Origin of the sequence: Streptomyces sp. ISL-43, from assembly GCF_018614195.1 — a bacterium.
Classification (GTDB): domain Bacteria; phylum Actinomycetota; class Actinomycetes; order Streptomycetales; family Streptomycetaceae; genus Streptomyces.
Map to the genome: position 1 here is coordinate 22,431 of NZ_JAGGOT010000024.1, position 6,935 is coordinate 29,365.

Sequence of the window (6,935 nt, forward strand, 5' to 3'; positions counted from 1 at the left end):
AATCTGGAGTGGGAGCAGACCGAGCGGACGGGGCAGACCAAGCGCGCCTTCATGGACGCGGCTACCGCTCTGCCTGCTGCGCGGGGAGTGGATTACGGCCGGTGCCTGATCTGTCCCGACCGTCCGGCGATCAGTCCCACCACCCGGCTTTGCCTGCAGCACCAGACCAGGTGGCAGTACGGCGAGGCAGCAGCCATGAACCCAGACCGGTTGCAGCACTGGGCCCGTACGCAGCACCCGCTTCCCGGCTATGGCCTGTGCACGGCACGGTGCCCGTTCCTGGCCTGCACCTCACTGGGGCTGTGCCTCCAGCACCTGAACCGTTACAACATAGACAACCGCCCTGGAGCGGCTCGGGCGCAAAACTCGCGCGGACCCCTCAAGGACGGCCGGCCGCTCCCGGTGACCTACGGCGACGAGGAGGCGTTCCGCGCCTGGTGCGCGACTACAGAGCCGGTCACGCAGCCGGGACTGGTCAACCTCCACTGCCTGCCTCCGCTGCTGCGGGCCGAGATCCAGTGGGGCCTGCACGCCCATGCCCAGTCCGCGCAGCGCTCAGAATGGACCACCAACGACATCAGGAATCTCGTCAGATATTGCTGGCGGGGCAGCATCACGTCCCTGATGGACCTGTACGACGAAGGCTATGCAGGCCTGACACGCAAGCAGATGAACTCCGAGGTGAGCAAGATGATCTGGGAGGTCGTCAACGGCTTGCGCTGCGTCTACTACAGCCCCTCGGACACCAAAGATGCCGGCTTCCTGGAGACCGATCACTTCGGACGGCGATTCAAGAGTGCGCAGAGCCACTTCGACATCACCGCCGTTCCTCAGCGGTGGCTGCGCGACCTGCTCTGGGACCATCTCGCCGAGTTGCTCCGTTCCCCGCAGTGCCCTCGCACCAGAGGCCCCTTCGACCAGATGCGCCGCGCAGCCGTCGAACTGGGCGTCTTCCTCCAGGCTGACGCCCCCGAGGCAGGCCACGACCCCACCGTGCTGCGTCGTGAACACGCTGAGCGGTTCGTAGCAGACCAGCGTCACCGAGCCCGTCACGGCCTGCCGTCCTTGGGCATGGTCTTGGTCGACGGACGATCGCCCACCGTCACCGACCTGTCCTGCCAATTCATCTTCAATCAAGCCCGCAAGCTGCTCTACAGCGCCATCCCCGCTGGCCACGCCGAACGCCTCGGCATCGACACCGGCTTCCTGACTGCCATCCCCTTCGGCGGCACTGGCCTCAAGCAGCGCTCCCGTAACCCTTTCAGCGACGACGTCGCCCGCGCGCTGATGGACGAGACCAACCTGCGCCGCCTGGAGGAACTCGACCTCAATGACCGGGGCCTGCGGGACATCTGGGAGACCATTGTCGCCACCGGGCGCCGCTGCAGCGAGGTCGTCGGACTCCGATTGGACTGCATCGGCCGCTACCGCGGTCTGGCCATGCTGTGGCACGACCAGACCAAGGTCGGCAACTACAACGAGGGCATCCGCATCCCCGAGCCCATTTACCAACGCCTCGACGCCCGCCGCACCAAGACACTCCAGCTCTTCGAAAAACGCTACGGCCGCACGCCAGCGACTGCGGAACGCCCCGGCCTGGCCCTGTTCCCTTCCTCCATCCGCAACCCCAACGGCCGGCAGCCGATCTCCTACGGACACTTCAACCAGCGCTTCAAGACCTGGATCGACGGTCTCGACCTCGGCGGCGCGTACGTCGCCCACCAGGCCCGCCATACCCTGGCCACCAATCTGCTGCGCGCCGGCGCCACACTCACCCACATCCGCCGCTATCTCGGCCAGCTGTCCGAGCGCATGGCCGAGCACTACGTGAAGATCACCAACAGCGACCTCGAAGACGTCCTGAACACCGTCTGGGTTGCTGGGCCCGGCGCCCCCAACCCAGGCGAGCTCCTCTCCGGCGACACCACCCCCATCGACCGCGAGACAGCCCTCGCCATGGCCCTGGACCTTTCCCGCCGCAGCACTCCCGCCGATGGGGGATTCTGCACCTACCAACCCGTCGTTGACGGCGGATCCTGCCCCTGGAAACTCGACTGCGAGAACTGCGACAACTTCGTCCTCTCCGGCGCAGACCTCCTCTACTGGCGACGCAAAGCCGAACAGTGGCGCTCCATCGCAGAGAACGCTCCAGACGACGCAACCGCCGACTACCTCCACACCGTTTTCGAACCCACGGCCAAGGCCATCAAAGGACTCGAGCAGGCGCTGGCCGCCCTCGGCATCCTCGACGAAGCCCTCACCCTGGACCTGAGGCGCCCCCAGGACTACTTCCACCGCACCTGGAGTACCGCCTTCCGCGCCCGCGATCTTGCCGCACTGCAGGCCCCCGACAACGCCCCAGGACATCCATGAGCTCCCACACCGACGCGGCCGTCCAAGCCCGCCGCCAAGCCACTCAGGAGATGCTCGAACGCCTCCAGAGCACCCTGGCGGGCGCAGCACGTGACCATACGCCTCTCACCGTCGCAGCTCTTGCCCGTACCGCCCGCGTCTCTCGCACCTTCCTCTACCAAAACCAGCAGGCCAGAGCTCTGATCGAGCAGGCCAACCGAGCAAGCACACCCCATCCCGGAGTCTCCAAAAGCGGCAACCGCGCCCAGCTGGCCTGGAAGGAACGTGCACTCAACGCCGAAGTCGCGCTTGCCCAAGCCCAACGTGAAATCCGCATCCAGCGCACCCGCATCGCAGAACTGCTCGGCAAGATCCGCGATCTCCAACACGATCTACCCGAAGGCTCTCTTCAGCGCCTCGTCACGGAAAACACCACGCTGAAGCAGCACGTACGACAGCTCACCCAGGACAACCAGCAGCTTCAAGAGCGCCTGACCAGCGCACGCCAGAACAATCGCTTCATGGACAAACGCATCGCCGACCTTGAAGCCCAACTCGCGCCGTACCTCACCACCCCGCCCCCACACTCCTGACCCAGCCTCGGATCGTTGCCTAACGGTAAGGCGACCGTTCAGATCCAGTCGATGCCCAGCCCCTTCAGCCCGGCCAGCTGTTCCGCGGTGAGCTTGTTGCGCCTGGTCTTGGTGTTGGAGACCCATACGCCGAGCTTCACGATCACCGGCTCGGCCTCGCCGTCGACGGTGATCGGTTCGCCGTGCCCGCGCGGCACCGGCCGGTGGGGGCCTTCGCGCTCGACCCACTGCGTGAGGGCTGCCAGGCCGCGTTGGAACGCCTGCTGTGCCTTTCTCGGGCCCTTCGCCCCGTGACTGGCCGCGGGGGCGGGAGAGGGCGCTTGGTCGGGCTGTACGCCGAGCTTCGACAACCGCTCCTGCTGCTCGCCAGTTAGTTGCGCCCAGACGCCGGGCTGCTTCTGCTGCTGGAGCCACCTGCCGACGTCGTCGCCGTCAAAGACAACGCCCGGCGCGATGTGGGGCAGGACGCCGTCGGCGTCGACCAGATCCGCCAGGACCCGGTAGTGGCGCTGCCAGTCCAGCGGCCACGGGCAGTCCCAGTCCGGGTCGATCGCGGTCAGCTGCGCCGTGCGTTTCGCGGCCCGGTCCGGGTTCTTGCCCAGGCCGTTCTTCGCTCCCTTGCGGCGGAGGTTGGCCATGTGCTGTCCGATGGGCATCATGTCGTCGTCCTCGCCCCACACCGCGTCTTGCCGGGGTGCGAGATGCCCGGTGGCGCGACGGTAGGAGCGGAGTGCGGCGAGCTTGGCCTCCCACGCCTCTTCGCCCGGCTCCCACACCATCCCGGCCTCCGGCGCGTCCAGCAGCGTCCTTCGCCGGTCCTCGAGCTCCTCGGCGCGCAGGGCCTTGCGCTGCTGGTGCACCCACCGCCCCAGCGGGAAATCCTTCGTGACCCCGACCTCGGTCTCAGTGTCATACGGGACCGCGTAGAGGCCGGTGATCTCGTTCTCCGTTCGCCACCGCAGCAGGGCCTGGTAGCCCTCCAGCCACACCAGCGACTCGGGCCGGTAGACCCGGGTGCGCAGGAACGCAGCGATCGTGGCCGCGTCTCGCGGTGAGGAGAAGCGGAGCAGGGCCGACTCGGCGGCGTCGGCGCCGTCCTCCTGGTCCTCGCCCTCGCCGCCGGCCGCGACGATCCGCCCGTCCTCGTCGCGCTGTAGGTGGGTTTTGCGCTGGCCGTGGGTGAAGGCGCGGGAGGCGAGCTGTTCGACCAGGCGCTCGTCGTGGGAGCGCAGGCCTTGGAGGACCGCTGCGAGCGGCTTGTAGCTGGCGGAGGCGACCATGTCGGTGGGGTCTTCGCCCGGCTCCAGGAACACCGGCACGATGATCCGGGCGATCTTGGTGGAGCCGTCCTTGTTGAGGCGGAGGGCGCGTCCGATGTTCTGGACGATTTCGATTTGGGAGCCGCGGGTGTCGGCGAAGCAGATGGCTTCCACGCCGCGCTCGCCGGTGATGTCGACGCCCTCGCCGAGCACGCGTACGGAGGCGAGGAACGCGCGGTGTACGCGCCGGTTGTGCGCGTCGATGCCGTTGGCGAACTGCCGCAGGACCTCGCGCCGCTCGGTGACGAGGTGGTCGCCGCACAGCCACTGCGCCCAGACCCGGTTCGGGGGGACGTGGCGGTCGGCCTCCAGCTCGTAGAACTCCGCCTCGATTGAGGACTTCGGCAGCTTCTCCGCGGCCGCCAGGTCGGCGTCGGAGGTGTCGGTGACGTACAGCTCGGCGGCGGTCTCGGGGAGCTTCTCCGCGAACGCGCGGGCCTCCTCGACCTTCTGGTGGAACGTCATGACCGTACGCAGGTTGTACGCCGCGGCGTGCTCCAGGAGCGCCGCCTGCAGCAGCGCCAGGCGCCGGCCCCGCTGTGCCTCCTCGGACTCTTCGAGGACGGGCGACGGGTCCCGGATCTCCAGGACGTCGATCTCGAACCCGGCGAGGATGCCCCGCTCGATCGCCGCGGACAGCCCGAGCTCGGCGAGCCACGCGCCGTAGGTGCCGTCCGGGTCGTCGGCCATGCTCGCGAGCTCCGGCTGCTGGCTGTCGGCGCCCCTCTGCGGCTGGGGGGAAGCCAGGATGCGTGGGGTGGCGGTGAGGTAGAGCCGGAAGTCTGCGGGAATGCGGGCGTTGTCATGGATCGCCGCCCATGGCCTGCCAAGATCGCCTGCGGTTGAGTGAGCCTCATCGATGACGGCGAGCGAGAACCCGTCCATCCGCTGTCCGTACAGGCGGTCCCCGCCCGCCAGGGCGGCCTCCAGCGGCCCGCGGACTTGCCGCTGTCCTTCGGGCGCGTTCAGGTCTTCGCGGTCGACGAGGGAGGCGTATGTGGCGAACACGACGACCGGGCCTGAGCCGGCCCAAAGGGAGAGCTGGATCGGGTTGGTCGTGGTGCGCACGCCGAGCTCGTTGAGCACCGGGTCGTTCTCCAGCGAGCAGACGGCGATCATTGGGGCCCGGTGGCCCACCAGGCGCCATGCCTGGGCGGTCTGCGCGAGCAGGTCCAGGGTGGGGACGGTGACGAGGATCCGGCCGCCGGGGAAGCATTCCAGCGCACACGCGGCCGCCGTGATCGTTTTGCCGGACCCGGTCGCGGACACGATCGTGCCTCGCGCTCCATGCGGGGGCACGGAGGACCTTGCAGGAAATCCCACCCATTTCCGGAACGCTGACTTCTGGTCCGCCTGGTGTTCTCGGAGCTGAATCAAAAGAATTCACCTGATTCTGGAAGTACCTGTTTGACGGAAGTGATCCGGTAGTCGCCGTCTTGGTAGATGCTGCCGGGCCGGCCGAACATGCGCCGTGCGTGCTCGACGGCTGCCCCGCTCGAGGCCGCGAAGACGTGGCGGACCAGGTCTTCTTCGTCAGAGGAGCCGGCCGCCCGGGCTGTGATCCGGTAGACGCGGTGCCGCAGCACTTCGACCGGCAGTCCACCACCCGACTGTTCACTCCAGGCAGTTTCGGTGGCCATGCGCTGCACCCGCTGCTCTTCCCGCCGGTCTACCCGGCGGTCCTCGTCCGGGTTGTACACGGACATCTGCTGCTCCGTCATGACATGCACGATCCGCGCCCATTCGAGCCTCTGGCACGAGGCGATGTCCAGCGCGGTCGGCTTGCGCGGCTCCTGGGGTCCGGCGAGTGCGCGTTCCTCGCGGTCGCAGGAGGCCTGCCACTGTTCCTTCACCTCGCCCAGGACGAGTCCGTGGGCCTGTCTGACCACAGAGATCCGCGCCAATTCATCCGGATGGTATTCGTAGACAGGCATCCGCGAAGCCTCACTCGATGTACCTGGAGGGTGTGGTGCTATTTCTCCAATGGTACATGCTGCATCATGCTATGGTCGGCGTCCGAGCACATGACTGACGAGCAGCGAGAAGCGAAGGAGGACGCCAGTGGTCGAGAATCCTTGGACGCCCGCCCATCAGGCGGTCGAGTCCAGCGACTATGCCGAGCTGACCCGCCTCCTCGACGAAGGCGCGGACGTCAACGAGGTGTGCTGGGGGATGACCCTGCTGGAGCATGCCATTGACCTGGAGGGGGACTCGGCACTCCAGTCAGGGACCCCCATCGACAGCCGCCTCACGGCGATTCTGCTGGCCTACGGGGCCGACCCGATACCGCAACCCCCAGGGCGGATCAGCGCGGTGGACCTGGCCGACTTTTACGGTCACGACATCGCCTACCGCCTGATAGACCGGATCACTTCAGCTGCTGCCAGCCGCCCGCGAAGCGGGCTGTGGTCCTGGAGGCGAAGCCGGAAGGGCTGAAAGGGCGGGAGCGAAGCGGACGCCCAACGGGCCGAAGGCCCGGACCCCGTGAAACGAGGTCACCCAGGCCCGCACAGCGGGCCGTTCGGGACGAAGCGAAGCGGAGACCCGAACCGTCCGAAGCGAAGCGCAGGACCCCGGCCCGAAGGGCCGGCACCGGCCCGGCGAAGCCGGGCCCCGCTGAGCGCAGCGAAGCGGTTCCCTTCCCAAGCGCGCAGCGCTTGGGGTCCCGCTC

5 protein-coding genes are annotated in these 6,935 nt (G+C 67.8%); 3 read left to right on the forward strand and 2 right to left on the reverse strand.

Going from position 1 to position 6,935, the window contains the following annotated elements; translation table 11 throughout:
• Positions 1–51: 51 nt before the first annotated feature.
• Positions 52–2,373, forward strand: coding sequence for a site-specific integrase (locus J7F03_RS40995; RefSeq protein WP_251071926.1), 2,322 nt, complete (start codon positions 52–54; stop codon positions 2,371–2,373).
• A complete protein-coding gene (locus tag J7F03_RS14435) occupies positions 2,370–2,945 on the forward strand; it encodes a DUF6262 family protein (RefSeq protein WP_251071927.1) in 576 nt (191 codons plus the stop codon). Before J7F03_RS40995 ends, J7F03_RS14435 begins: the two co-directional genes overlap by 4 nt.
• A gap of 38 nt (positions 2,946–2,983) precedes the next feature.
• Here J7F03_RS14435 and J7F03_RS14440 read toward each other — a convergent pair whose 3' ends face one another.
• Positions 2,984–5,641, reverse strand: a complete 2,658-nt coding sequence (locus tag J7F03_RS14440; protein ID WP_214949503.1) for a DEAD/DEAH box helicase — start codon at positions 5,639–5,641, stop codon at positions 2,984–2,986.
• Positions 5,638–6,198, reverse strand: a complete 561-nt coding sequence (locus J7F03_RS14445) for a hypothetical protein (protein ID WP_214949505.1) — start codon at positions 6,196–6,198, stop codon at positions 5,638–5,640. Before J7F03_RS14445 ends, J7F03_RS14440 begins: the two co-directional genes overlap by 4 nt.
• A gap of 127 nt (positions 6,199–6,325) precedes the next feature.
• Here J7F03_RS14445 and J7F03_RS14450 point away from each other — a divergent pair, with 127 nt between their 5' ends.
• A complete protein-coding gene (locus J7F03_RS14450; protein ID WP_214949507.1) occupies positions 6,326–6,700 on the forward strand; it encodes an ankyrin repeat domain-containing protein in 375 nt (124 codons plus the stop codon).
• Positions 6,701–6,935 lie beyond the last annotated feature (235 nt).

Excerpts from the sequence above, each read along its gene's own strand:
- J7F03_RS40995 (WP_251071926.1), top strand. The coding sequence starts at position 52 with ATGGACGCGGCTACCGCTCTGCCTGCTGCGCGGGGAGTGGATTACGGC.
- J7F03_RS14435 (WP_251071927.1), top strand. The coding sequence starts at position 2,370 with ATGAGCTCCCACACCGACGCGGCCGTCCAAGCCCGCCGCCAAGCCACT.
- J7F03_RS14445 (WP_214949505.1), bottom strand. The coding sequence starts at position 6,198 with ATGCCTGTCTACGAATACCATCCGGATGAATTGGCGCGGATCTCTGTG.